This window comes from Paenibacillus allorhizosphaerae (assembly GCF_042659105.1).
Lineage (GTDB): Bacteria > Bacillota > Bacilli > Paenibacillales > NBRC-103111 > Paenibacillus_G > Paenibacillus_G allorhizosphaerae.
The window spans coordinates 42,090-64,860 of sequence record NZ_JBHSRV010000006.1; the positions used below are offsets into that span (position 1 = coordinate 42,090).

The 22,771-nt window shown below is 55.6% G+C and carries 25 protein-coding genes and 2 tRNA genes; 11 read left to right on the top strand and 16 right to left on the bottom strand.

Translation table 11 applies throughout. From position 1 onward, the window contains the following. Positions 1-62: 62 nt before the first annotated feature. On the bottom strand, positions 63-1,160 hold the full coding sequence (locus ACFQI7_RS21505; protein ID WP_218101128.1) for a hypothetical protein: 1,098 nt from the start codon (positions 1,158-1,160) through the stop codon (positions 63-65). Positions 1,161-1,320: 160 nt separating this feature from the next. Here ACFQI7_RS21505 and ACFQI7_RS21510 point away from each other — a divergent pair, with 160 nt between their 5' ends. The 3 genes from ACFQI7_RS21510 (at position 1,321) to ACFQI7_RS21520 (ending at position 5,324) form a co-directional block, all read left to right on the top strand. Next, the gene (locus tag ACFQI7_RS21510; protein ID WP_218101127.1) at positions 1,321-3,114 is read left to right on the top strand and encodes a DEAD/DEAH box helicase; all 1,794 of its coding nucleotides are present in this window, start codon (positions 1,321-1,323) and stop codon (positions 3,112-3,114) included. Between the two features lies 1 nt (position 3,115). Continuing rightward, positions 3,116-4,183, top strand: a complete 1,068-nt coding sequence (locus tag ACFQI7_RS21515) for a YqhG family protein (RefSeq protein WP_218101126.1) — start codon at positions 3,116-3,118, stop codon at positions 4,181-4,183. A 205-nt stretch (positions 4,184-4,388) separates the two neighbouring features. After that, positions 4,389-5,324 (top strand): hypothetical protein, encoded by a 936-nt coding sequence (locus ACFQI7_RS21520; RefSeq protein ID WP_218101125.1) that lies wholly within the window; start codon positions 4,389-4,391, stop codon positions 5,322-5,324. 99 nt (positions 5,325-5,423) lie between these two features. Here ACFQI7_RS21520 and ACFQI7_RS21525 read toward each other — a convergent pair whose 3' ends face one another. After that, positions 5,424-5,618: a YqzE family protein gene (locus tag ACFQI7_RS21525; RefSeq protein WP_218101124.1), complete on the bottom strand. Its 195-nt coding sequence runs from the start codon at positions 5,616-5,618 to the stop codon at positions 5,424-5,426. Between the two features lie 91 nt (positions 5,619-5,709). Here ACFQI7_RS21525 and ACFQI7_RS21530 point away from each other — a divergent pair, with 91 nt between their 5' ends. Beyond that, positions 5,710-5,841, top strand: coding sequence for a hypothetical protein (locus ACFQI7_RS21530; RefSeq protein WP_268966845.1), 132 nt, complete (start codon positions 5,710-5,712; stop codon positions 5,839-5,841). Between the two features lie 90 nt (positions 5,842-5,931). On the opposite strand, the gene argS is transcribed toward ACFQI7_RS21530, so the two are convergent. Beyond that, the gene (gene argS, locus ACFQI7_RS21535; protein WP_218101123.1) at positions 5,932-7,641 is read right to left on the bottom strand and encodes an arginine--tRNA ligase; all 1,710 of its coding nucleotides are present in this window, start codon (positions 7,639-7,641) and stop codon (positions 5,932-5,934) included. 354 nt (positions 7,642-7,995) lie between these two features. On the opposite strand from argS, the gene ACFQI7_RS21540 reads away from it, so the two are divergent. Then, complete coding sequence (locus tag ACFQI7_RS21540) at positions 7,996-8,436, top strand: Hsp20/alpha crystallin family protein (protein WP_218101122.1); 441 nt, start codon at positions 7,996-7,998, stop codon at positions 8,434-8,436. 72 nt (positions 8,437-8,508) lie between these two features. Here the strand turns inward: ACFQI7_RS21540 and ACFQI7_RS21545 are convergent, their stop codons facing one another. The 3 genes from ACFQI7_RS21545 to ACFQI7_RS21555 all read right to left on the bottom strand — a co-directional run bounded on the left by ACFQI7_RS21545 (position 8,509) and on the right by ACFQI7_RS21555 (position 9,291). Continuing rightward, positions 8,509-8,994: a GNAT family N-acetyltransferase gene (locus tag ACFQI7_RS21545; protein ID WP_218101121.1), complete on the bottom strand. Its 486-nt coding sequence runs from the start codon at positions 8,992-8,994 to the stop codon at positions 8,509-8,511. An 89-nt stretch (positions 8,995-9,083) separates the two neighbouring features. Beyond that, positions 9,084-9,167: transfer RNA gene (locus ACFQI7_RS21550), tRNA-Leu, on the bottom strand. 40 nt (positions 9,168-9,207) lie between these two features. Further along, positions 9,208-9,291, bottom strand: a tRNA-Leu gene (locus tag ACFQI7_RS21555). A gap of 361 nt (positions 9,292-9,652) precedes the next feature. On the opposite strand from ACFQI7_RS21555, the gene ACFQI7_RS21560 reads away from it, so the two are divergent. Then, positions 9,653-9,883, top strand: a complete 231-nt coding sequence (locus ACFQI7_RS21560) for a hypothetical protein (RefSeq protein ID WP_230415313.1) — start codon at positions 9,653-9,655, stop codon at positions 9,881-9,883. A 26-nt stretch (positions 9,884-9,909) separates the two neighbouring features. On the opposite strand, the gene ACFQI7_RS21565 is transcribed toward ACFQI7_RS21560, so the two are convergent. From ACFQI7_RS21565 to ACFQI7_RS21575, 3 genes are read right to left on the bottom strand one after another with little or no spacing between them, the layout of a single operon-like run. Then, positions 9,910-10,137, bottom strand: coding sequence for a hypothetical protein (locus ACFQI7_RS21565; RefSeq protein WP_230415311.1), 228 nt, complete (start codon positions 10,135-10,137; stop codon positions 9,910-9,912). A 38-nt stretch (positions 10,138-10,175) separates the two neighbouring features. Further along, on the bottom strand, positions 10,176-10,889 hold the full coding sequence (locus tag ACFQI7_RS21570; protein WP_230415310.1) for an adenosylcobinamide amidohydrolase: 714 nt from the start codon (positions 10,887-10,889) through the stop codon (positions 10,176-10,178). Next, complete coding sequence (locus tag ACFQI7_RS21575) at positions 10,886-11,119, bottom strand: hypothetical protein (protein WP_218101120.1); 234 nt, start codon at positions 11,117-11,119, stop codon at positions 10,886-10,888. Before ACFQI7_RS21575 ends, ACFQI7_RS21570 begins: the two co-directional genes overlap by 4 nt. 103 nt (positions 11,120-11,222) lie before the next feature. On the opposite strand from ACFQI7_RS21575, the gene ACFQI7_RS21580 reads away from it, so the two are divergent. Continuing rightward, positions 11,223-11,561 carry a hypothetical protein gene (locus ACFQI7_RS21580; protein ID WP_377517576.1) on the top strand — a complete coding sequence of 113 codons (339 nt, stop codon included), beginning with the start codon at positions 11,223-11,225 and terminating at the stop codon, positions 11,559-11,561. A gap of 99 nt (positions 11,562-11,660) precedes the next feature. Here ACFQI7_RS21580 and ACFQI7_RS21585 read toward each other — a convergent pair whose 3' ends face one another. Together ACFQI7_RS21585 and ACFQI7_RS21590 are read right to left on the bottom strand one after the other, a co-directional pair. After that, positions 11,661-11,984 (bottom strand): hypothetical protein, encoded by a 324-nt coding sequence (locus tag ACFQI7_RS21585; RefSeq protein ID WP_218101118.1) that lies wholly within the window; start codon positions 11,982-11,984, stop codon positions 11,661-11,663. A 135-nt stretch (positions 11,985-12,119) separates the two neighbouring features. Further along, positions 12,120-12,689, bottom strand: a complete 570-nt coding sequence (locus ACFQI7_RS21590) for a xanthine phosphoribosyltransferase (RefSeq protein ID WP_218101117.1) — start codon at positions 12,687-12,689, stop codon at positions 12,120-12,122. A gap of 320 nt (positions 12,690-13,009) precedes the next feature. Here ACFQI7_RS21590 and ACFQI7_RS21595 point away from each other — a divergent pair, with 320 nt between their 5' ends. Beyond that, positions 13,010-13,726 carry a DUF4309 domain-containing protein gene (locus ACFQI7_RS21595; RefSeq protein ID WP_218101116.1) on the top strand — a complete coding sequence of 239 codons (717 nt, stop codon included), beginning with the start codon at positions 13,010-13,012 and terminating at the stop codon, positions 13,724-13,726. A 69-nt stretch (positions 13,727-13,795) separates the two neighbouring features. On the opposite strand, the gene ACFQI7_RS21600 is transcribed toward ACFQI7_RS21595, so the two are convergent. Continuing rightward, complete coding sequence (locus tag ACFQI7_RS21600; protein ID WP_218101115.1) at positions 13,796-14,401, bottom strand: DedA family protein; 606 nt, start codon at positions 14,399-14,401, stop codon at positions 13,796-13,798. Between the two features lie 211 nt (positions 14,402-14,612). On the opposite strand from ACFQI7_RS21600, the gene ACFQI7_RS21605 reads away from it, so the two are divergent. Next, entirely contained in the window at positions 14,613-15,659 is a 1,047-nt protein-coding gene (locus ACFQI7_RS21605) for a YkvI family membrane protein (protein WP_218101114.1), read from the top strand. Here ACFQI7_RS21605 and ACFQI7_RS21610 read toward each other — a convergent pair. Together ACFQI7_RS21610 and ACFQI7_RS21615 are read right to left on the bottom strand one after the other, a co-directional pair. Then, on the bottom strand, positions 15,585-16,025 hold the full coding sequence (locus ACFQI7_RS21610; protein ID WP_218101113.1) for a hypothetical protein: 441 nt from the start codon (positions 16,023-16,025) through the stop codon (positions 15,585-15,587). The genes ACFQI7_RS21605 and ACFQI7_RS21610 overlap by 75 nt on opposite strands. A gap of 90 nt (positions 16,026-16,115) precedes the next feature. Continuing rightward, positions 16,116-16,412 carry a hypothetical protein gene (locus tag ACFQI7_RS21615; RefSeq protein WP_218101112.1) on the bottom strand — a complete coding sequence of 99 codons (297 nt, stop codon included), beginning with the start codon at positions 16,410-16,412 and terminating at the stop codon, positions 16,116-16,118. Between the two features lie 150 nt (positions 16,413-16,562). Between ACFQI7_RS21615 and ACFQI7_RS21620 the strand changes: the two genes are divergently transcribed. Together ACFQI7_RS21620 and ACFQI7_RS21625 are read left to right on the top strand one after the other, a co-directional pair. Continuing rightward, positions 16,563-17,324 (top strand): glucose 1-dehydrogenase, encoded by a 762-nt coding sequence (locus tag ACFQI7_RS21620; RefSeq protein ID WP_218101111.1) that lies wholly within the window; start codon positions 16,563-16,565, stop codon positions 17,322-17,324. Between the two features lie 30 nt (positions 17,325-17,354). Continuing rightward, positions 17,355-18,335 (top strand): EamA family transporter, encoded by a 981-nt coding sequence (locus ACFQI7_RS21625; RefSeq protein ID WP_218101110.1) that lies wholly within the window; start codon positions 17,355-17,357, stop codon positions 18,333-18,335. An 850-nt stretch (positions 18,336-19,185) separates the two neighbouring features. Here the strand turns inward: ACFQI7_RS21625 and ACFQI7_RS21630 are convergent. Further along, complete coding sequence (locus ACFQI7_RS21630; RefSeq protein ID WP_377517580.1) at positions 19,186-21,537, bottom strand: AAA family ATPase; 2,352 nt, start codon at positions 21,535-21,537, stop codon at positions 19,186-19,188. Next, on the bottom strand, positions 21,456-22,757 hold the full coding sequence (locus tag ACFQI7_RS21635) for a metallophosphoesterase family protein (protein ID WP_218101108.1): 1,302 nt from the start codon (positions 22,755-22,757) through the stop codon (positions 21,456-21,458). The genes ACFQI7_RS21630 and ACFQI7_RS21635 overlap by 82 nt, the downstream gene beginning before the upstream one ends. Positions 22,758-22,771: the final 14 nt, after the last annotated feature.

The following is a 22,771-nucleotide window of genomic DNA, read 5'->3' on the forward strand; positions in this document are numbered from 1 at the left end:
GTAGTACGCACCTTCTTTTTTAGAAATCGGAACTTGAGAGGTCTTGCTTCCTTAACAATACCTTATCTTTTCACGCTGATCCAGCGACCTGCCTGAAGCTCCGGGATAACGAGCGTCCGCTCCGGCTTCTCCGTCGCGTCCGTCCCGATAAAGGCAAGCGAACCGTCCTCGGCCAGCGCCACAAATTCGCCCGCGGTCCGATCCAGCGCGATCGGTTGATGCTCCCATACGAGATGCACTTGCTTCCGCGATTTCAGATCAAGCAGCGACAGCGGTTTTTCCAGCTCCGGATTGTTGCCGGTCATATCGTGACGGGCAATAAGCATCTTGCCGTTCAATGCCCGCATTGTGAAAGAAAACGGACGCGTATTGCTAACGAAATTCCCGGTCAGCTCATATGGAGTTTGCTGCGGATTATAGCGAAATATTTTATTGGACCATTCGTTCTTATGCCGCTGGGAGATCATCATGAAAAGTTCGCCGTTCGTGTCGACCTCCACCTCATCGAGCGGGTAGCGCCTGGGCTCTTGAATCAATTTGCTCCACTCGCCGGCCGCAAGGTCCAACTTGTACACATTCGAACTGGTCGAAGCGTTGTTCGATGTGACGATCCAAACGGTATTGCCGTTCCCCCGAACGTCCTCGATCCCGCCGGGCATCGTCCATTCTTTGACCCATTTGCGCTGCTTAAGCTGATAGATGCCGACTTTCGTATAATCTCCGTCCGGCTGCGACGTAAGATCGGCGGATGCCAGAAACATCAAGTCCCCGCTCACGTAGCTGAACTTTGGAGACATGGACGGCGTGGCAACCCGTTCATACCCGTCCTTGTTATTATCGCGAAGATAGAGTCCCCGGAAAGCGTTCGGATTGTCCCGATCGAATACCGTTACGACCGTATGCTCCTTCGTATAGCTGATTGAACTGATCGGTTGCTCGGTTTGCAATACTTCCTGTGCGCTCTCCGCATTGCTATCCACGCTGAATACCCGGTGATCGTCGGCAACGAGCATATCGCCTGCTTGAGCAGCCGCCTTTACCTCAGTCCCTCCGGTAGGAGTCAAGGTTCCCCCTTGTGGTGTTGACGCCGCAGACCGGCAACCGGCGCCCGCTACGAACAGCAGAACTGCTACCATACCGCAGAGCATGACCTTCTTCATCGCCCATCTACCTTTCCCTCATTCTTCAAGCCGGACGAGAACTTGTCCTAAGCGCCTCTTCCCCATCATAATGCATCCCTTGCCGGTTTGAAAGCCCGTATTTTGAGCATAATAAATGGTAACTCTATGCATTTCGCTATAGAAAAGGGGCGCCGTAACTATGCAAACGACGAACGAATCCAAAGAACACGTGCGGCAGCTAAATGATCATGTGCAGATGCATTTTGACCGCCAATGGTTCGAGGAGCTGCACGGCAGAGCTTTGGGCAACGGGCCTTGGGACGGTTGGACGATGTACAAGCTCGCGTACGAGGCCGAACAATCCGGACTGATACACAGCTTCGACGAGCTTCAATGCTTGACGCATTTGCCCGGTCTTGTCCCTATGGAGCATCAGCTCGAAACGGCTAGGAAAGTGCTAGTCGATATGCGGGGACGCGCCATTTTGGCCGACGAGGTAGGTCTCGGAAAAACGATCGAAGCCGGTTTGATATTGAAGGAATACATGATTCGCGGACTGGTGAAAAAAGCGCTCATTCTGGTGCCCGCCTCGCTTGTGCTGCAATGGGTGCGCGAACTGAACCAAAAATTCGGGATTCCTGCGGTGGCGCAAAAAAAAGAATACATGTGGGTGCAACACGACGTCGTCGTCGCTTCCATGGATACGGCCAAACGCGACCCGCACCGCGAAATCGTGCTCGGCCTCGAATACGATTTGCTGATCGTCGACGAAGCGCATAAGCTGAAAAACAAAAAAACGACCAACTACCAGTTCATTAACGAACTTCGCAAAAAATATTGCCTGCTGCTGACGGCGACGCCGGTGCAAAACGACTTGAAGGAGCTGTACAACCTGATTACGCTGCTCAAGCCGGGACAGCTTGGCGGCCAAACGAGCTTTCAGGCGAACTTTGTCGTCGACAAGCGCGTACCGAAAAACGAAGAGCAGCTGCAGCAGGAGCTGTCGAAGGTCATGATCCGCAACCGGCGCAGCGACGGCAATGTCAATTTTACGAAACGGATCGTTCGCAACATCCCGCTTCAACTGTCGGACGAGGAGCAGGCGCTGTACAATGGCGTCACCGATTTCGTCAAAGGACGGTACGAGGAAGCCGGAGGCGATATCGGCAGCGTGTTATCCTTAGTGACATTGCAGCGCGAAGTATGCTCCAGCCGCGACGCCGTGTTCATCACCCTCGTCAACCTGTTCAAAAAAACGGCCGAAGATTCGCCCTTGCGCCCCAAAATATGGGAGCTTGTCGAGTTGATTCGCGGCATTAAAGCGAATACGAAAGCGGAAAAAACGATGGAGCTTGTCCAGGAAATTAACGACAAAGTGATTATTTTCACCGAGTACCGGGCATCGCAGGAATATTTGCTGCAATATTTGAAAGATCACAAAATAACGGCCGTTCCGTACCGCGGCGGAATGAACCGGGGCAAAAAAGACTGGATGATGGACCTGTTCCGCAACAAAGCGCAGGTGCTCGTCGCGACGGAAGCCGGCGGCGAAGGAATCAACCTGCAGTTTTGCCATAACATGATCAATTTCGATCTGCCCTGGAATCCAATGCGCGTCGAGCAGCGGATCGGTCGCGTTCACCGTCTCGGACAAAAGGAAGACGTCAAAATATTCAACCTGTCGACGCAGGGAACGATCGAAGAATATATTTTGTCGCTGCTGCACGAGAAAATCAACATGTTCGAGCTCGTCATCGGGGAATTGGATACGATCCTCGAACGTTTCGAGAAAAAGACGTCGCTCGAATCCCATCTGGCCAAAATTGTTTTATCCTCGGCCAGCCAGGAGGACATTCGCAGGCAGTTGGACGATTTGGGCCGTTCCTTCACGATGCTGAAATCCGAAGTGGAGCAGGAGCACGAAGAAGGCACAGGGCTGCAGCGGATGCTGAATGCCGTCGGCCAGACGATTCAAACGGAGGTGCAGCCGTAGCATGATGACCACCGAGGAAATCCGCTCGTTTGTGCTCAAGTATTTGGAAGCGGAAAAATGCGACATATTGGAAAAGCACCCCGCCTACGTCACGGTCAAGCTGTCCGTTTCGGCGGACAAAGACTTGACGCACCGGCCGTATTATTGGGGATTCGTGGAGCGAACGGGCGTCACGCCGGAAACGATGACCTGCACGTACATCTTCGATCCGATCATGTATCGTGAACTCCAGCCTCACAGTCCGCAGGGAGGGCCGGCACCCGGCATCAGCACGGCTGCACCGCCGGGCATGTCTCCTGCGCCCGCGCCCGCTCCCGCTCAAGCCGAAGAACCGGCCGCTGAGCCGGCGGCAGACAAGCAGCAGGCGTCCAAGGTGCCGGATAGCCCTCAGCCGCAAGGAGACAGCATTCTCGGCCGCTATTTCGGATTCGTGCCGACGACGTTCACCGCGCGCATTCCCCGCGACGAGCTGACGTACGGCAGCGGCCGGCTCGAGCAAATCTTCGGCGCTGTCCGTGCCAAAGGCCGATTCGTGCGCTTGTTCGAACAGTACGCGCCGGACACGACGAAGCATTCACAGACGGTGCCGTACGAAAGCTGGCTCGGCGTGAACTATAAAGTCGAGCTTGCTTGCGACATGAAGCGAAGCGAAATTCACTCCATCGGCATTCAGCTGCAAACCGGCGAAATTCGCGAGCAGTTTCACGATTGGGTGCTGCCGAGGCGGCTTACGCCGCGCTTGCCCGCGCATGTATACGTAACGCCGGATCGCATCGCGCTGCCGCGCGCCGTTCTGTTTCTGGAGCAGCATCTGGAGCAGAAACTTGCCGCCTACGACCACAGCTGGGCGCAGCAGGCACAGCTTCGGCTCGAGGATGAGCAAATTCGCGTGAAAGATTATTATGAGTCGCTGCTGCAAGCAGCCGAACCGGACAAAAAACCGGTGATCGAAGCCCAATATGCCGGTCGTCTTCAGGAAGTCGACTGGCAGTACCGCCCCCGCATCCAAATATCCGCCATCAACTGCGGTTTGTTTCATTTTCCACAGACGAATGGGAGGGCGTACTGACGAACGGGCGCGAACGAAAGCGCATTAACGGGAAAACTTTTTTGATGCGGGCTACAGGTTCTAACAAACTTTTTATCACATACACTATAAAATAAAGTCATATTCGCACCGGCAGGCGCATATGGCCTTCGGCTCAGGAAGCTTTGAGCGGTAGTTACGACTTAAAGCGACCGCCGCCTATCCTACCAGCGAAGCAGGTGAATTGATGAAATTAAGAACGTTCGGACTGACGGCGTTCCTTCTTTGTACAAGCTTGCTGATGGCACGGCCTTACCCTTCCGCTGCGCTGCAGCAGCCCGTCCTGCCGACGGAAACGAAGCTCGCCGCGACAGGCAGCGTTTCACCCGGAATCCCGGACGAAATTCGATCTTCTTCCTTATCGGAGGCGGCAAACCGGTTCATTGGCGTTTTGTCGTCGCAGCAAGGCTTCGAGCAGTGGAAGCAAAGCACGTGGACAAGCTATCCGCTAGGCCCTGGCACTCACGGGTGGGTGATTCTGGTCGCGTCAAGCGGCCGAGACATCGGGTATTTGGTGCTGTATGACGCAGGACCGGATAAGTACCGCTTGGCCGAATACGGCAACGGCGAGTATCCGCTATTCAGTATGCAAACGCTGTACCGCAGTATGGTGCAGCTGGAACTTTTCGATTATTCCTACAAAACCGAACGTCTGTATTACAACCCGCTGCAAGCAGTATGGAAAATTACCGTGCAGGGTGCGGACAGGGAATGGTATCTCGATGCGAAAACCGGCGAGGAGCTTCCGTTCCAAGACGGCAGCAAGCTTCCGAAGGTTGAAACCGGCACAAGCCCAGGAACAAAGCCGTTCACGAAAACCGAACCCGCGCATAATATAATAGAAGCCGGGCAAACGGCACCCGCCGAACCGAATCAGCGGCTGCCGTGGGTTCAAGGCAAACCGGAAGCCGGCATGACGGAGCGTAAGCTGCAGGAGTGGATTCGCAGCGCCCGCAAACCGGTCTTCTCGGCCGAGCTGTACTCGGGAAGCGTCATCCTTCCGTTATCCGTGTCCGGTTATCACGTATGGTCCGGCGGCGACGTCTACGTCAAAGTACTTCAGGACGACGATCGTTACCTGCCGTTTGAAACGCTGGCTTCCGCCGGCGGATTTTATCCTTAACTAACGGTTTTTCTCCTCTTCCCTATATAGAAAAGCTTTTCGCCACATCGAACCGGCCTTCGCCGATTCGGGGTGCAAAGCTTTTCCTTTTTTTTGCACTTAATCCCGTTTTCGAAAATATCGTTCACGCCATACCCGCAAAGTAACCGGCAGCAGACCGAACCAGCGATACTGCCATTGCTCCCGCACTTCTTTGCGTCCGGCGCGTACTTGTTTGCGCACGTCCTTCGGCGTCTCGATATATTTCACGACTTGCACCGTCAAATATTTCACCAGCTCGTCGCTTTTGGCCATTATTCTATCAACCTCCTAATCTTAGTATAGTCAACAGAATGCGACAGCAAACGCGATCCCCTAACCGCATGATGCGGAGATGCTCGAATTTGTGCGTACGCACATGCTGAAGCTGTTGGAGCAGACGAAATCCGCGCTCGATCGGGTCTCAAGCCAGACGGAGTCGGGTGAATCCAAAACGGCGTGCCCGCGAGGTCGCCCGGCAAAATTCCGCGGCAAATAACGTCTGGCTGAAATGAAAACACCCGCAGCAGCTTGAAGAACCTGGATAAGGGATTCTTCCGCTTCTGCGGGTGTTTTTTATGATAAGCAACTAAATTTTTTCTGGAGCTTCCAGACCGATCAGTCTCAAACCGTTTTTGAGCGTAATCCGCACGCTCTGCACCAGAGCAAGGCGGGCGGCGCGAACCGCTTGATCGTCTACGAGAATCGGACATTCGTGGTAGAACCGGTTGAAGCTTTGGGCGAGATCGACCAGGTAACGGCTGACGATGGAAGGCTCGAGCTTGTGCATTGCCTGCTCTACGCGCTCCTTGAACAAGTACAGCTCGCGTACGACGCCTTGCGCTTCCGCATTCGTCAACAGCTCGGCATCGATTGCCGCGGCTTCGGGTTTGTCCCCTTCGACTCCCGCTTTACGCAGCACGCTGCAAGCTCTCGCATGCGTATACTGAACGTAAGGACCGGTCTCCCCTTCGAAATTGAGCGCCTCGTCCCAGGAGAACACAATATCCTTAATCCGGTTGTTGCTCAGATCGTTAAAGATGATCGCGCCGACGCCGACTTTGCGGGCTACTTCGTCTTTGTTCTCCATGTTCGGATTTTTCTCTTCGATAATTTCCCGCGTCTTCTCAATCGCCTTCGCGAGCAATTCCTCCAAGTGGATCACATTGCCTTTACGGGTAGACAGCTTTGCGCCTTCCAACGATACTTTGCCGAACGGTACGTGCTGCAGCTGCTTCGCCCAATCATGTCCCATCAGCTCGATGACTTTAAACCACTGCTGGAAATGCAGGCTTTGTCCCGCATCGGTCACATATATCGCTTTTTCAAAATCATACGTGTTCTTACGGTAAATCGCCGCCGTCACGTCGCGCGTATGGTACAGCGTACCGCCGTCTTTCTTCACCATCAAAGCAGGAGGCATATTGTAATCGTCTAAACGGACGAGCAGCGCTCCCTCGTCTTCCTCCAGCAGTTTCTTCGCCTTCAGTTCGTCGAGAATGGCCGCCATTTTATCGTTATAAAAGCTTTCGCCGGCATAAGAATCGAATGTAACGCCAAGCAGGTCGTACATCTTATGGAATTCCTTCAGGCTGATTTCCACGAACCAACGCCACAGCTTCTCCGCCTCCGCGTCGCCTTGCTCCAGCTTGACGAACCATGCCCGCGCTTCATCCTCAAGCTCCGGTTTTGTGTCCGCCTCGTCATGGAACTTTACGTAGAGCCGCTGCAGCTCGTCAATGCCCTCGGCTTCCACCTTCGATTGCTCGCCCCACAGCTTGTACGCGACAATCAGCTTGCCGAACTGGGTTCCCCAGTCTCCGAGATGATTGACCCCGACGCTGTTGTAGCCCATAAATTCGAATATATTGTACAGCGCCTTTCCGATGACGGTAGAACGCAGATGACCGATATGGAACGTCTTGGCAATATTCGGCGACGAGAAATCGATCACGATGTTTTTGCCTTTGCCCAACTCCTGCGAGCCGTACCGCTCACCCTTCTTCAGCACTTCCGTTATCACTTCGGAAGCGAACTGCGCCGGATTCAAAAAAACGTTAAAATAACCGGACACGGCGTCGACGCGCTGAACGGAGTCGCCAGCGACCCATTTCGCCTTCAGTTCTTCGGCGATCGCCTGCGGCGCCTTGCGAAGCTGCTTGCTGAGCTTGAAACAGGGCAGCGACAAATCGCCCATCTGCGGATTCGGCGGATATTCGATCAGCTCCTCAATCGTTTCCAGCGTGACGCCTTCGAGCTGCCCCGCCAATTGCTCGGCCAGCCATTGTTTGTAATTCATTACGGATGAACCCCTTTCGTCCTGCGACCGCTCCAAGCCCCAAGTACTGCCTTCTGATGTAAGTAAAACTCCTTGTCGGAGCACTTCAAATCGTTAATAAAGCACCCCGTACGGGGTGCCTCTATTCATGCAGCATAGGTGCTAGTTTGCCAGTCTTTACATAACTTACATTATATCGGCCTGAGAAAAACGAGTCAAGCGGATGGAGGCGCTTATGATCGCATCCTATTCGTCAGTATGTTCATTCCCGGCGCATTCCTTCCCCGCTTCCAGCAGTCTCCATGAATGAACGCGACGTTAGTGTTAAAAATGTGTTATGAACGTATTTTTATAACATTTAAGGAGGTCGTCCACTTGCCATTAACGCCATTCGAGCCGCGTCGTCATGTAGACCGCTGGAAAAAAGAAATGGACCGCATTTTCAACGAGAGTATTCCGGCAGCCTTCGGCTTTCAATCCGAATTCGGAACGCCGCGCATGGATGTGTTCGAGACGGACAGCGAAGTCGTAGCTCATTTTGAAATCGCCGGCTTGGAACGCAAGGAAGACGTCGATATTCACGTACAGCCGCGGACGTTGACGATTTCCGGGACTATCCACCGGTCTCAGGAGAAAACGGAAGACCGCTTCCATCACCAGGAACGATATACGGGAAAATTCCACCGTTCAATCTCGCTGCCCGTAGAAGTGTTGGAGGAAGGCTCGACCGCCTCCTACAAAAACGGGATACTGGAAGTCAAAATGCCAAAAGTCAAACAAGAAGAGCATCGCCGCATTAACGTAGAGTTTCATTAATTTGGATTAATAAACGACAAAAGCAGTCTCCGGCGCACATCCTGGATGGTCGTGGGAGCTGCTTTTTTTTGTCTACAATATTTTTTGCATGAGAACTACGTTGAGCAATCGGTCGAACTTGTAACCGACCTCGCGCATCGTGCCCACCGTATCGAAGCCGTGTAAGTTATGAATATGAATGCTGTTGTCGTTCCCCTCCACGATGCGGGACAATACCGTATGAAGCCCCGCAGCCTTCGCTTCCGCCAGAAGGCGTTCGAACAACGCTTTGCCGATGCCTTGGCCGCGTTGATCTTGCCGCACATACAGCGATAGCTCTGCGGTTCTTGCGTATGCTTGCCGGTCGGAATATCGATTCGCGGAAGCCCACCCTGCAATCCGGCCGTCCCGTTCAGCCACCAACACGGGGTATGCGGCGCCATGCTGCTCAAACCATTGCTCCTGCTGCTCCAGTGTGCGCGGCACGGTATCGAACGTGGCAACGGTGTGCAACACAGCGTCGTTATAAATTTCAACAATTTGCGGTAAATCCGAAGATAAGGCGAATCTGATCTGCATCGTTGTCAACTTCCTTTGTTCAAGAGATCGTCATTTGTTAAAAAAACCTTTCAGCAGGCTGCTGAAAGGTTGCGCTTCATATGTAGGGATGCGGTCGAGAGGACTCGAACCTCCACGGCTGTTACACCACTAGAACCTGAATCTAGCGCGTCTGCCAATTCCGCCACGACCGCACACATCATGCTAGATGTCGCTGATAAGAGGCTAGGATAATGCGGTCAAGAGGACTCGAACCTCCACGGTTGTTACACCACTAGAACCTGAATCTAGCGCGTCTGCCAATTCCGCCATGACCGCAAACCAACATCCCTTTCAGAGAGCCTCTCTTAAGGAGACAAATAGTATCTTATCATCCTTCGAAAATGAAGTCAACATGTTTTAAAGCACGCCATCCGTCGCCCCGGATTGAAACGAATCAGCCGTTCAGCCACTCGCATACACCCCAAACGATGAGCGCCCAGATCGGAAGCGTAAACAAAATACCGTAGACCGTTCCTTTTAAAGCGGATCCTTCCTTCAATGCGCAGCACACTCCCTCCATGCATGTAGAGTGAATACCATCATATGCAAGTCCTTCATCGTTTATGCCTGTCCGTAGATTTCGGAGTCATCCTTTCGGAGCCTTGGCCATATAAATGGAACGAAGGAGAAAGGAGCGATGATAACAATGATTTTGCTGCAAATCGCAGGGGGAACACTGCTCGCGCTGCTGCTGTGGGCTATGCTGAGGTTGACGCTGAAAGCAGCGCTTTGGGCTGTCGGAATCGCTATGATCGTCGCATTTATTTTTCCGGGGATTTTGCTTCTGCTCGGGGGTCTCGTCTTCGTGACGGTGAGCCTTCTGGCTACCCTCGGACTCTTGGTGCTGCTTTCGGCATTCCGTACCTGATTTCCGTGTACCCCCGCTCCCCCTTTTTAGCCTTCCCTATACGCTCTTAAAGCTTGTCTGGCCCACGCGGCCAGTGCTTCGGGGGTATCCTGCGCCGGCGCATCGAACAAATGCGTGCCCTGGCCCGGCTTTTTGGCGTCAAGCATAATGACGTCTCCTTCTACCCCGCTGCTTCCTTCCCTAAGCCGCAATATGTAATCTTTCTCCAGCATAATGTAATCGTCTTTCTCTTGCTCCGCTTGCCGTTTCTTCAATGGGTTTCGCCTCCTTTGTTCACCGCAAAGCTCGTAAGCTAAGCTTGCCCGGAAATTCCCGGATCATGCGTCGTTGTCCGCCTCTGATAGCGAGCTCCCGATTTCATCGTCGCTTCATATACGACGCAGCCGATGGCATAGCCGAGCTGCGTCGCGGTGCCTGCATACCGGAACGATGCGCCGCGCTGCATCGAAGCAATCAATACGGCGTCCGTTGTCGTACCTGTAGCCGAGACGCCGCCGTCCCGATTGTCGACAAAAACGCCCAAATCCTGCAATGCAGCGGTTTTCGCTTCGGTGGCGGTAATAACCGCATTCACAAACGCAGCGTCGGTCAACAAGCCGTCCACGACGAGGATCGTATTGATCGTGCCGGGATATAAGGCACCCGCATCCTGCGTCAGTCCCGCTCTCGCTTTGTTGCTGAATCCGGCCGTAACCCAGCAGCACACTTCATTTCCATTCGGCAGACGCTGCGTTTCATACGCTCTGTCCTTCAGATCCGCAGCGGTGAGCAGTGCGGCTGTTTGAGACGCATCGATCCCATGGTCCGCCATAAAAGCATGCATCTCCGCCTGCGGGTCGTGGCAATGGTAGTGCTTGTCCACCTGACGGTTCATCAAATACCGGTGCGATCCGAAGCCTCCGCCCCATATGGATGAATTCAGCGTACGCATTGGCGTTTCCGAGCGAATCATGAAGAAACTGGCCCAGCCTTGATCCGTAAAGCTGTCGCTTAGACCGGGGATCACGGCTTGTCCTCCCCTTCTGGCCACAGCTGGGCACGCGGCTCTTCATAAGGCTGGTATATATAACCCCGGTCCAACTTCACCACATTGCGGGTCCGCTTCCGGACTAGCACCGTCTTGTCGTCCCAAGCGACGACATAGCCTCTGACGTCATTCGTGCGATCCGCGTCCCGGACGACGCGCAGCAGCGTTCCGTTCAACCGGTATTGGTCCAACTGTTCATCCGAAATCATAAGTAGCGCCTCCCTTACCTCTTCAGGTTCCTTCCTCATAAGATTACAACATTTTGGGGATACAATAAAACAGACGAGTGCGACACGAGAAGAGAAAGGATGAATGGCAATGCAAGCCGAAACCCCCGCAGAGAAAAAAACATACTACGTCACGGTCGGCTCAGCCGAAATATTGGAGCCGGAGGACGTGATCGGCAACTTTGAATTGGAAATCGTGGCGACCGAAGACGAGATCGACCAGCTGGAGGAATTGTTTGACGATCGGCTTGTGTCTGAGGAGGCATCGGCCGTTCGCGCACATATCCCTTTCCGGGAATACCACCACGACGAGCCTAACGACGAGTACGACAGGTCGCTTTCCCAAATTTACAAGCTGCTTCATCAGCTCGGGACACCGGAAACCAAAAAGCACATCGAACAGATGAACGTTCTTGGGCAGTAAGCTCCGGCCTGGTCCGTCAAGCCCGACAAAAAGAGCCTGTCCCCCGGACAACGTCCGGAGACAGGCTCTGTCTATTATGCTTGGATAAGTGCGTCTTACTTAACCAACATGCTCTTTGGAATCATTCGTCTCAAACCAATAATCGAGCACTTTGCTGGACATGACTCGCTTATTGATATAGTCGACCTGCTGTTCGGAGAACTGTCCTTGCCAGTCGATCTCCAATTCTTTACAAAGCTTCACGACCGTCAGCAGCTCAGACCAAGCAACATACCGTTTGTACCAAAAAAACTGAGGATGCTCAATCATATAGGGATACAGGTCGTCAAACTCCGTATGCTTACAATCAAGGGCACGTTCGAAATGAATTTTCGCCTCATTCAGTTTGGTTACGAAAAAATCCGTTGGAATTTCTTTCCCCACAGCAGCACACCTCCTGGAAATTTACGCCAAACAACCTGCTGCTTGAGCGCGACCTAAGTGTTCTGAAAGTAATTATAATGGAAAACGCCGACCATGGGAAGGCTTTCGCTTACGAAATATCCGATGCAAATGTTGCTATTCGAATTCGATAACGCCGCCGGTCAACGATGCAATTTTGACAAGCGATTCGACGCGGATGCCGGCTTCCCGTATCGTTCTGCCACCGGCTTGAAACGATTTCTCCACGGCTATGCCAAGTCCAAGCAGCGTAGCGCCGGAACGGCGAATGATCCGAATCAGTCCTCTGGCTGCGTCTCCGTTTGCAATGAAATCGTCGATGAGCACGACGCGGTCCGACTCGTTTAAAAACTCCCTCGAAACCATGATGTCGGTAACCATCCCTTTCGTAAACGAAGGGACGCGCTCGCAATACGTTTCGGTATCCGTATTGAGCGTTTTCTTGCGGCGGGCGAATACCATCGGTACGTTCAGCTCCTGCGCCGCGGCGAAGGCAATCGGGATGCCCGACGATTCGATCGTCATAATCTTGGTCACGTTCTCCTCGCGGTACAACCTGGCGAACTCTTTCCCCATCGCCGTCGTCAATACCGGATCTACCGCATGATTCAATATGGCATCGAGCTTAATGACATCGTCGGAAACGACAACGCCGACCTCTTTTATTTTTTGTTTCAATAACTCCATATCGTACCCTCGCCTTTCGCTGGTCAAAACCTTTTCCGTAAACTTATCATAATGCCAAAGAAGGTTTCAAGTACCCCTTACTGGAACTTCAAAAAATTTATGCAACTTTTACGGTTCATCCTTCGTCTATATGGTTATAAAAGGTTAGAACGCGTGAAACTGGTATTCTATGAAGTGAAAAGCAAGTTTTGAAAATGAAAACGGGCGATAACTATGTTATTTGAATAGATTTGGCCTTTTTTGCTCTTTGAGTAGCGTTCGGCAAACAGGTATGATTAGTAAGGCTGTAACGAGGAAGTTACAGGGAAAGGGAGTTCGAGATGAAGAGAAAAAGAAACTCCGTCGGCTATATGTCCGCACTCGTAATTGTTCTGCTGCTTGCCGCGGGTTGCCAGAACTACAAACCGGCTCCGGCCCAGCCCGTTGCGGTTCAGAAGCAGGAACCAACCGCGACACCGCCGTCCGCTCCCGAAGCGGATCAAGAGAAGCTCGCCGAGGTCACGGCGCTGCCGCAAGCTCCGGCCAATTCTCCTGCCGACCCGGACAGCAAAGTAGCGCTGGTCAGCAGCGACCAGCCCAAGCCGGAAGAGCCGCAGAAAGGTGAGGCCAAACCGAATACGAGCAGCAAGCCGAAAATTGAGATCAAGTCGCCATATACGCAAGAAAAGCCGACGCTTCTCGGATTGACGCTCAAAACGAGCCTGGAGGAGATTACGGAAAAGCTCGGCAAACCGAAGGACACCTTCTTGATGGAAGACGATGCCGATCCGATTACCGTCTATGACTATACCGACTTTATGGCTGGTTTCAACAAAAAAAATCAGCTGCAATTCATCGATATCCGCAGCGACGGCATCGATCCGGGATTAAACGGGCTGAAGCTCGGCGATCCGGTGGCGGACGTCAGCAAGGCGCTGGGGAAACCGGATTCCAACACAAGCCTCGTGATGACTTACAAATCGCCTGGTGCCATTTTGAAGCTCGACATCGATCCCAAATCGCAAAAAGTGAACTCCATCAAGCTTTTTGCCGAATAGCCGGACCGACATACTACGCCAAAAAAACCTTGACCGATCAACGGGTCAAGGTTTTTTTTAACTTGTATACTACAGCAGCGGCCTTTTGCGAATGCGCCAATAAATATAGGCGGCGACGGCTATCAACAAGACGATAATCGTAACGCTAAGTCCCATGTATTGATGCATCATATCCAGAATGACCGGAGCATTGATGCCGATCACATGCCCGAGCGTCAAAAATGTGGAGCACCAGATCAGCGCGCCTGAACCGGCATAAAGCAAGTAACGCCATATCCCGACGTTGCTCACACCGGCGAGGTAGCACGTAAAGTGACGGATGCCGGGGACGTAGTAACCGAAAGCAACGGCCCAAAGACCGTATTTTTTGAACCAACCCTCGGCGACATTCAACCGCTCTGGCGTCAATTTCACCCACTTGCCGAATTTGTACAAAAAGGGCTTGCCTACTTTTTTGCCTAACAAATAACTGATCATCATTCCTGTCATCGCGCCGCAAAAGCTGACAAACAGGGATATGCAATAGCTTAGCAACGGCTCCTCGCCTGCAGTTAATGAACCGACGGTTGTCATCAATATTTCATCCGGGACCGGTATACCGATAATGCCCAACGCCAAAAGTCCGTATAATGCGATATAACCGTACTGATCAATGAGCCCAATAAGTTGCTCCACCGTGACACGCTCCAAGCGATATTCGAAAGTATGTTCTAACAGACAAGTATCTTCTATTGTAGCAGAATATTTGACATTTCCCAAGGGAGAAAGAGAAGCGATGGCCCGTTTTGACGAAACTTTAACATCGTTTCTCCATAATAAGGCATGAGGCTTGGACGAATCTCATAGGTTGTACTATACAGCCGTTGGAAGGGAGACGCTCGGACTCATGAAAAAATGGGGAAACATACTGCAGGTCAGCTTTACATACGTCGGCACGGTCGTCGGGGCGGGCTTTGCTACGGGTCAGGAAATCCTGCAGTTTTTTACCCGGTACGGGGGTATGGCCACGCTGACGATCGGCCTTGCGACCGCTTTGTTCGTATGGCTCGGCATCAAATTAATGCTGATTGCCAGCGATTTGGGAGCAAAATCGTACGAGGACCTGAACAATTTGCTGTTCGGACGCCGAATCGGCAACTGGGTCAGTCTGTTTACGCTCGTCACGTTGTTCGGCGTGTGTACCGTCATGTTGGCCGGAGCCGGATCGGTATTCAGAGAACAGCTTCATCTTCCGTATCAGGCGGGACTGCTGATCACGCTGCTTCTCGCTTATTTGCTGCTGACAAAAGGAATGGATGCCATCATGGCCGCAAACTCGGTCGTCGTTCCGCTGATGGCGTTTTTCAGCGTATTGATCGTCTGGGACACATGGAACGCCCCGGGTTCCTTCAATTGGATTGAGATGGAATCCAACGTTTCCCCCCAGCGCGTCTGGTTTGCCCCTCTACTGTATGCCGCATTCAATTTGACGATGGCGCAAGGCGTGCTTGTACCGCTTGGAGCACAGATTAAAGACCGGTTCGTCCTGCGATGGGGCGGCATTCTGGGGGGCGTATGGATCGGAGGCATGCTGCTGGCCGGCCATTTTGCGCTCGCGGCGCAAATGCCGGACATTGCACGATTCGAGATCCCGATGGCTCAAATCGTGCACAGGCTCGGTCCGGTCCTTCAAATGGCGTTCATTCTCGTCATCTACGGAGAAATTTTCACGACGCTGCTATCCGACGTCTACGGGCTGGCGCTGCAAATGGAGCAGCGGACGAAGGTAAAGTACAATTTCATCGTCCCCATTATTTTGGTAGTTGCTTACGGCGTGAGCCAAATCGGTTTCAAGACGCTGCTGGCTTCGCTTTATCCTTTATTCGGCATGCTCAGCATGGCCTGGATGGTGATGATGATCTGGCATAGACGCGGACCGGAGCGTCCGACTTAGCGAAACGGTAAGCACAAGCCGCACCGCCATCATCAGCATGCCGGCCAACGTAAAAATAAAGCCGCACAACAAATATCCGTAGTGGTAAGGGGGAAACGCTTCCCGGTCACGAAACACGGCGATCAAATCCGTAAACAGGAACAAACCGCCGATCACAAACAAAGCAAACAGCGCGTAATCGAAAAAAGTCCATTTGATTAAATGCGGCGCTGCGTTCAAGTAAAAAGATGCGTGCGCGTCGTCCTTCTCCGCATTCGCAGGATGCGAAGCTTTCAGCTGCGAGTAAAGAGTCCATCCCAACAGCACGGCGGAACCTGTAACCGTCAAGCCGACCAAACCGCCGATAACGGCTAGAAATGTCATCATGATGAACAGCACCTCAATCGTTCGGTAAATGTAAGATCGAATGAATCTGATGTCGAAGCCGCTTAGGCGAATCGGTGCCGGAGCGGATCTTTATGAATAGTGGGACAGCCAGTAGACCATCCAAACGAACAAGACAAAAACGGCGGCCGGCAAAAGAATCAGGACAACCTTCATCAGCTTGACGGGCGGGATCGGCGTTTGCTTCCAAAGCACGTTATCGTTGAATCGGACGGCGGGACGCAGCGGTTCGGGAACCGTGCGATACGGGTCGGGCTGTCCGGTCGCCTCTGGCAACGCCTCCGTCTTATTCGGAGCGGAGACGATCTTGCTCCGTTTCCAGCCGACCTTGTACGTCATTTCGCGAGGTGTACGTTGTTCGGGGTCCATGGTGCGGCCTCCTCTCTCGTCTCACAGGACATGATTTCCTATTCTAGCATAACTTCCATACATAATTCACGCGCAGTAGTTGATTTTTGAATGTTATGGTAACATAACGAGGAAGAAAAACTTACGAATCCATCGCGGGAGGTAAGGCTTATGCAAAAAGTGGCCGTCGTTACGGGCGGAGCACAAGGCATCGGCAAAGCCATTGTGCTGGAGTTCATCAAGGCCGGCTACGCGGTAGCCGCAGCCGACACGGATATAGAAGCCGGGAGCGAGCTGACTCGGGACATTCGGGATATAGGCGGAACAGGACTGTTCGTGCCGTGTCATATCGGAAAAGCCGAAGAAGTGGAACGTTTCTTCAAGCTGACGCTGGAAGATTTCGGACGCATCGACGTGCTTGTCAATAATGCAGGCATCGGACGCGGCGGCTCCATGCTGGAATTGCCGCTCGAGCGATTCGAGGAAGTGCTGAACGTCAATCTGCGCGGCACGTTCCAATGCTCGCAGCTGGCCGCCAGAGCCATGACGCCGCAAGGCGGAGGTTCGATCATCAACATCGCTTCGACCCGCGCGCTGATGTCGGAAGCGGATACGGAAGCATACGCCGCAAGCAAAGGCGGGATCGTCGCCCTTACCCACGCTATGGCGGTAAGTCTGGGTCCATACGGGATCCGTGTCAATGCGATCAGTCCCGGCTGGATCGAGACGCGGGACTGGCAGAAAGCATCAAAGCGGCTAAAGCCGATTCATTCCGAGCAGGACCGCTTGCAGCATCCGGTAGGCCGCGTCGGCACGCCGCATGATATCGCCTCCGCCTGCCTGTACTTGGCGGGAAGCCGTGCAGGCTTCATCACAGGACAAAACTGGGTCATTGACGGGGGCATGACCGTGAAAATGATATACGAGGAATAACGATTACAATGCAGCAAGGGGATATGCATCATGTGGTTTGTATTTGCCGCAGCAGCAGCAGTGTGCTTCGGTCTTAGAGGCATTTTATATCAATGGACGTCACAGCGGCCGATCCAGCGCAATTTGCTGCTGTTCGGCGTTTATTTTTCCGGGATGGTCATCGCCGCCGTGGCCGGTTTCGCCGCCGGACAAGCTTGGACATCCTCCGTATGGATCGGAACACTTATGGGCTTGTTCTCCTTCGTGTCCAACGCCGCCATGTATAAAGGCTTTGCCGTCGGCAAAGCTTCGCTTGTGGCGATGTTCACGGCGCTGCCGCCGGTCGTCGTCGCCGTGCTGGCATATTTTTTATGGGAAGAAAAGCTGAATATATGGCAGTTCGGGGCGTTCGTCGTCATCATGGGCGGCATTCTCATGATCCGCTATTCAAGCGACATTTCGTTACGCCATCTGCAAGGCGCGGGTTGGGGAGTGCTGACGATGCTGTTTTTCGGCTTCACCGACTTGTCCTCCAAAGCTTCGACCATGCTGGGCGCTCCGCCTTTGCCTACGCTCGTGGTCATGTACGCGACCGGCACGCTGCTGTTCGGCCTATCGTGGGCGATGGATTCGGCGCGCGAGCGCCAGGCAAGAGCAATACTGCGGCAAGCAGTGCAGGAAACAGCGGCAGGCGCGGCGGAACCGGCCGCATCCGTCGATACGCAGAGTGGCGTACCGCGAAGTGAATCAGCGTCCGGCATTCCAGGCGAAGTCGCTGCTCCCCGCTGGTCCGTCAAAAAAACATTCCTGTGGGGCTTGTTCGTCGGCATTTCGAACATATGCGGCATGATGCTGATATTACCCGCGTTCAAGCTCGGCGTGACGGGCCTTGTCTCCGCGGTTATCGCCATGAATGTCATCATCGTGCTGCTCTACGCGCGATTTGTGCTGAAAGAAAAATTCAGCCGCCTCGAAACGGGCGGCCTGATGTGCGCCATCATCGGCATCTTGATTTTGCGGTTGGCGGCGTAGTGCCGTACCCCGCCTCTAACCGATCCGAATGACCGACTGATCTGAAAAACGACGGCGGTACGCTTCAAGCACGTGATGATGGCATGTAAAAAGCAGCAATTGATGCCGCTCGCTTATCGTCTGAAGCAGCTCCATTCCGCGCTCCAGCCGTTCGTCGTCGAAATTGACGAACAGGTCGTCGATGACGAGCGGGAGCCGGATGCCGGATGCCGCATATTCGTCGGCAAGCGCAAATCGGATGCACAGGTACATTTGCTCGGCCGTTCCCCGGCTCAGCTGTTCCGCAGACATAAGCGCTCCGCTCGCCTTCTCCGCAAGCACCCGCTGCTCGCCAAGCGGAGCGACCATGCGAGAGAAGCGTCCGCCGGTTACCATCGCAAAATATTCGGAAGCCCTCCTCATGACGGAGGGCTGTTTTTCATGCTCGTACAGCCGTTTGGTCCGGTCAAACAGCGTGCCGCACATGGCGAGCACCCCCCACCGCTTCACGAGCTGCATCAGCTCCGCTTTGCGCTCCTCCACCCGCTGCAGCTTCTCCGCATGGTCGCCGCCCGCCTCCAGACGTTCGAGCTCAAACTTGCGCCGGCTCTTTTGTTCCCGGCATGCTTCAAGCTTCGCTTGAAGCTCTGTGATTTCTCTCTCCGTATGCGTTAGTTCCGCTTGCAGCTTTTCTTCGTCCGCCTGCTGCAATTGTTCGTCCAAGCGCGCCAGCTGCGCTTCGCCGACCAGCGTGACCAGCGCCAGCTCGTCCTGGCGCAGCTCGCCGAGCAGCGTCTTCCGCTGCTCCGCCTGCCGCTGCAGCCGCCGCAGCGACTCCGCGTCGTCCGCGCCGGCCGCTTGCAGCAGCGTCTCAAGCCGCTCGCGCTGCCGCTCCTGCTGCTGCTGCACGAGCGCGGCCTGGCGCGCGTGCTCCGCGAGCTGCCGGCGCCCCTGCGCGAGCCGCTCCCGCAGCGCCAGCTGGCGGCCCAGCGCCGCCTGCCACGCCTTCAGCGCGGCGGCCGGCTCCCGGCCGGCGGCGGCGCCGAGCTTTGCGGCCACCGCAGCCTCGAAGCCGCCGGCCGCACGCTGCAGCGCCTCGCGGGCCGCGCGCTGGCGGCGCAGCTGCTGCAGCTGCCGCTGCGCCTGCTCGGCCATCTGCAGCAGCGCAAGCGCCGCGTCGGGGCTCGCCGCGTCCGGCAGCGCCAGCTCGCGCAGCCACGCGGCCCAGCGGCGGCGCAGCGGCTCCCCGGCCGTCGCGTGGCGATCGCGCTGCGGCGCGGCGGCGCTCACCGTGCTGCGCTTCGCGCGCGCGCAGCTGCCGCTCGAGGGCGTCGAGCCCCGGCTCGATGCCCTCAAGCGGCGGCGCCGCTTCGCGAGCGGCCGCAGCTTCGGCGACGGCGTCGCCTAGCCGCGGCAGGCGGCGCAGCGCCGCCATCAGCGCGGCTTCGCGCTCGGCCGCATGCGCCTGCTCGCGCGCAGCCGAAGGCGCTTCGCCGCCGCCGGTGCGCGGTGTGCCGCTGCGTCCGGCTTCGCGGCGGCGCAGCAGCGTGAAGCCGGCGCTGAACGCGAGCAGCAGCACGAAGGCGACGCCGGCGGCGACATACTCCCGCAGCGCCACCGCGAGCAGTGCGGGCAGCAGGACGGTTAAGGCGTAAAGGGTATACGCCGGCAGAGGCGGAGCACCCTTTGGCGACCGTCGTTCCGCGCCCCGCCCGCCGCCGAACGGTTGCAGCCGCTCCCAATCCCGCTGCCGTTCTTCGGCATGCCGCGCCGCCTGCTTCGCTTCCTTCCACTCGTAAAACATGCGGCGTGCCGATGCGATCTGATCGAGTGATTGCTCAACAAAAGCAGCGTCGCTCTCTGCATCTCCGGACCCGTCCGATTGTTCAAGTTCCAGCTCCAGCCGATCTGCCTCCGCCGCCAGCGCGGCATCTTCCTGACGACGGGCGTTCCACTCTTCTCGGAAGGCGGCAGCCTGCTCGCGAAGCATAACGATCGACGGCAGCTCATCAAGCCGCTCTGCGCTCCACTGCGGATGAATTTGCCGCAGCGTCCGTTCCAGCTCGTCCGCGGTTTGCTCTTCTTCGAAGGCTGCGCGTGCGGCCCCGCGCTGCGTTTCCTCGTACTCCGCTCGCTCTTCGAAAAGCCGCTCCAGTTCTTCCCGATGAAGCATGACATCCTCACCGTCCGCCGCCTGCGCTTCCAGCCCGCTCAGTTCGCGGGAAAGCTCCGCCGAGGCAAGTTCCGCCGCATCCTGCAGCGCGGCAAGCCGCTCCTGCTCCGCTTCGATCGCCTCCAGACGGGCCACGCCGTCTTCCGGAAATCCGATCAGCTCCGGCAGCGCCGCTGCATCGCGCAGCAATTCGCGGCGGCGAAGCCAATGCGGACGCGCCCTAATGCAATGCCGCAGCCAATCGGCCTGCCGCTCGAATGCGGCAAGCTGGCGTTCCTGCTCCTCCTGCTGCCGCCCGAGCCGTTCCGCCTCCGCACGAAGCGATTCGTAGCGTTCGGCCTCGCTTCGGCTGCGGGCAAGCTCCCGCTCCGCTTCCGACAGCTCCAGCAGCGCCCGGTTGATCAGCGGCGTCCGCCCCCGAGGCCGGTACAGCTGCTCCAGCTCCTGCGAGAGCCTCCGCTCCGCCGTCCGGAACGCGGAAGCGCTAGTGCCGAGGCCGGCGCTGTATAGAAAGCCGCTGACTTCGTCGCTCTGCAGCGTGCCCAGCTCCTGCAGTTCCGTGAGCCCGAAAGCGAACAAGCTGCGAAACAGCTCCGGCGTCATGCCAGCTAGCATTGCGGACAACTCGCGTTCGCCGCCAGTGCTCCCGTCTTCGAACACCACCCGCACGCTGCCCGCGGCCGGAACCCGCCCCTTTCCGGTCGACGGGCTATCCGACCGTTCGACGCGAACGCGTCTTCCCTGTTCGTCCACCAGGGTTACCGCGCCGCCGTAGGGCCCTCCTCCGGGCGGCGCGTAGCGCTCGGCCGCGCTGCGGGCGGAAAAACCGAACAAAATGCCGCGAATAAACGCAAGCAGCGTGCTTTTGCCGGCCTCATTCGGACCGTACAGTAAAGTGGAACCAGGGGCCAGCTCCAGCTCCATATCGCGGAGCACTCCGAATCCGTGAACTTGCAGCCGCTCGATGTTCATTCCTTCCACCCCGTCTCCGTTTTCGTCAAGCCGTCCGCCAGCGCTTCGAGCGCAAGCTCCTCCGCTTCTCTCAACCATTCCGCTAGCTCTTCGGCAGGGATGCCGCGAAGCAGCGGGGCAAGCTGGGGGTGACTTTCCATTGGAACGAGCGCTTCGGACGCAAAAGATAGCAATCGTACGCGGTCTTCCCCCGCTTCCTCCGCAAAACGCAGTAAATCGCCCAGAAAACCGGGCTTTGCCGCCAGCTCCCCGCGGTCTGCCGCGATGCCGGTCCGGTCATCGATCGCCTCGACCCATACGATCCGGCTTCCGCCAAGCCGCTGCTCCGACTCCCGCAGCCCGGAGGCAAGCTCCGTCTTGGAGCCCGCCCTTTGCAAGACGGTATGCAGCGGACCGCGTCCCGTCAAGACGAGGCGTACGATCGCCGTTCTGCCTTCCGCCGCCTCTCGCGCCGCTTCGACCGCTTCTTCAAGCGCATCCTTCAATTGCTGTTCGGTTTCCATGCCCGCGATCGATACCGCTTGCGCAAGCCATCGCACCGCATCAAGCGAATGAAAAGTCAAGTCCGTATCGCCGGTATCCGATACTTGCACCAGGTAACAGCCGCGCGCACCGGTCTCGCGAATATGTCTCCCCTGCGCGTTGCCCGGGTAGACGACCCAAGGCTGCTCACGCATGACTTGACGTGTATGTACGTGACCGAGCGCCCAATAATCGACGCCGCGAACCGTCAAATCCTGCAGGCTGCACGGTGCATAATTGTCATGCTGCGGATCGCCGTCGACATTGGTGTGCAGCATACCGACATGATACAGCCCGTCTTCCCACGGACGAAAGCCGTACGACAAGTTTTCCGTCACTGCCGCGTGAGCGAACGAGATCCCGGAAATGCGGCACAAGGCCGTCCCTTCCTTATTTCTAATCACCCTGCTTTCCACTGCATCGCAGCCGAAAACGCATACGGTTTCCGGCAGATTCAGCTTGGCGGCATACCCGTCTTTCATCGGATCGTGATTGCCGTGAATAACGAACACGGGGATTTCGTGTCCAGCCAACGCTTCGAGCGCCTGTTGAAAACGGAGCTGCGCGCGCAGCGAGCGATCTTTCGCATCGTAAACGTCTCCGCTGATCAGCAGGAAATCGACCTGTTCCTGCACCGCAAGCTCCACCAGACGGTCCAGTGCGCGAAACGTCGACTCCCTCACCTGTTCCCGCAGCGGCTCGGGAAGCTTGGACAGTCCCCGAAACGGGCTGTCCAAATGGAGATCCGCCGCATGAATAAACCGAAATAATACCATACCCTCACCAACTC

Excerpts from the sequence above, each read along its gene's own strand:
- ACFQI7_RS21505 (WP_218101128.1), bottom strand. The coding sequence starts at position 1,160 with ATGAAGAAGGTCATGCTCTGCGGTATGGTAGCAGTTCTGCTGTTCGTA.
- ACFQI7_RS21510 (WP_218101127.1), top strand. The coding sequence starts at position 1,321 with ATGCAAACGACGAACGAATCCAAAGAACACGTGCGGCAGCTAAATGAT.
- ACFQI7_RS21515 (WP_218101126.1), top strand. The coding sequence starts at position 3,116 with ATGATGACCACCGAGGAAATCCGCTCGTTTGTGCTCAAGTATTTGGAA.
- ACFQI7_RS21520 (WP_218101125.1), top strand. The coding sequence starts at position 4,389 with ATGAAATTAAGAACGTTCGGACTGACGGCGTTCCTTCTTTGTACAAGC.
- ACFQI7_RS21525 (WP_218101124.1), bottom strand. The coding sequence starts at position 5,618 with ATGGCCAAAAGCGACGAGCTGGTGAAATATTTGACGGTGCAAGTCGTG.
- argS (WP_218101123.1), bottom strand. The coding sequence starts at position 7,641 with ATGAATTACAAACAATGGCTGGCCGAGCAATTGGCGGGGCAGCTCGAA.
- ACFQI7_RS21545 (WP_218101121.1), bottom strand. The coding sequence starts at position 8,994 with ATGCAGATCAGATTCGCCTTATCTTCGGATTTACCGCAAATTGTTGAA.
- ACFQI7_RS21560 (WP_230415313.1), top strand. The coding sequence starts at position 9,653 with ATGATAACAATGATTTTGCTGCAAATCGCAGGGGGAACACTGCTCGCG.
- ACFQI7_RS21575 (WP_218101120.1), bottom strand. The coding sequence starts at position 11,119 with ATGATTTCGGATGAACAGTTGGACCAATACCGGTTGAACGGAACGCTG.
- ACFQI7_RS21580 (WP_377517576.1), top strand. The coding sequence starts at position 11,223 with ATGGCAATGCAAGCCGAAACCCCCGCAGAGAAAAAAACATACTACGTC.
- ACFQI7_RS21590 (WP_218101117.1), bottom strand. The coding sequence starts at position 12,689 with ATGGAGTTATTGAAACAAAAAATAAAAGAGGTCGGCGTTGTCGTTTCC.
- ACFQI7_RS21595 (WP_218101116.1), top strand. The coding sequence starts at position 13,010 with ATGAAGAGAAAAAGAAACTCCGTCGGCTATATGTCCGCACTCGTAATT.
- ACFQI7_RS21605 (WP_218101114.1), top strand. The coding sequence starts at position 14,613 with ATGAAAAAATGGGGAAACATACTGCAGGTCAGCTTTACATACGTCGGC.
- ACFQI7_RS21610 (WP_218101113.1), bottom strand. The coding sequence starts at position 16,025 with ATGATGACATTTCTAGCCGTTATCGGCGGTTTGGTCGGCTTGACGGTT.
- ACFQI7_RS21615 (WP_218101112.1), bottom strand. The coding sequence starts at position 16,412 with ATGGACCCCGAACAACGTACACCTCGCGAAATGACGTACAAGGTCGGC.
- ACFQI7_RS21620 (WP_218101111.1), top strand. The coding sequence starts at position 16,563 with ATGCAAAAAGTGGCCGTCGTTACGGGCGGAGCACAAGGCATCGGCAAA.
- ACFQI7_RS21625 (WP_218101110.1), top strand. The coding sequence starts at position 17,355 with ATGTGGTTTGTATTTGCCGCAGCAGCAGCAGTGTGCTTCGGTCTTAGA.
- ACFQI7_RS21630 (WP_377517580.1), bottom strand. The coding sequence starts at position 21,537 with ATGGTTGAGAGAAGCGGAGGAGCTTGCGCTCGAAGCGCTGGCGGACGG.
- ACFQI7_RS21635 (WP_218101108.1), bottom strand. The coding sequence starts at position 22,757 with ATGGTATTATTTCGGTTTATTCATGCGGCGGATCTCCATTTGGACAGC.